Source organism: Acinetobacter sp. KAM396, assembly GCF_021602765.1.
In the GTDB taxonomy this organism is placed as follows: Bacteria; Pseudomonadota; Gammaproteobacteria; order Pseudomonadales; family Moraxellaceae; genus Acinetobacter; species Acinetobacter towneri_A.
This window is the reverse complement of sequence record NZ_BPPH01000105.1, coordinates 1-548: the sequence shown is the minus strand read 5'-3', so window position 1 is coordinate 548 and position 548 is coordinate 1. Positions and strand designations below refer to the sequence as shown.

The following is a 548-nucleotide window of genomic DNA, read 5'->3' as shown; positions in this document are numbered from 1 at the left end:
TTGCCGCCTCCCCGGAGCTTTTCGCAGGCTATCACGTCTTTCTTCGCCTCTGACTGCCAAGGCATCCACCACATGCACTTAATTACTTGACTATACAACCCCAAACAGTCGACGTTACCTACAAGTTAGTAACTTCAACATTTCAGTTTAGAGCACTGTGCACTTAAGCACTGTACAGCTTCAATTAGATTCATATACCAAAACGCTTGATTCAGTTAATTTGCTAGTTCTCATTTCAATTCGTAATTAAACCGTAACACCGAAGTATTACTGTCAATCTTGAATTAAATGAGTTGAACAATTTATTTCAGACTCAATTTTTGCCAATCTGTTAATGAATTAATACGTCTTCGTCAGACCGCACTAAATACTGTGATATTTAAATCACAGAACTTAATAAGCTTATACTTACTAAATTCTGTAATCTTTAGCTTATTCCCGCACTTAATAAGTACGTGGTGGAGACTAGGAGAGTCGAACTCCTGACCTCCTGCGTGCAAAGCAGGCGCTCTACCAACTAAGCTAAGTCCCCAGCTTATCATCTGTGA

Annotated in this window: 1 tRNA gene and 1 rRNA gene; both read right to left on the bottom strand. The window is 39.6% G+C overall.

From position 1 onward, the window contains the following. Nucleotides 1–92: ribosomal RNA gene (locus tag L6C30_RS14710) — 23S ribosomal RNA — on the bottom strand; the annotation flags it as partial. 364 nt (nucleotides 93–456) lie between these two features. Further along, nucleotides 457–532: transfer RNA gene (locus L6C30_RS14705), tRNA-Ala, on the bottom strand. Between the last annotated feature and the right edge of the window lie 16 nt (nucleotides 533–548).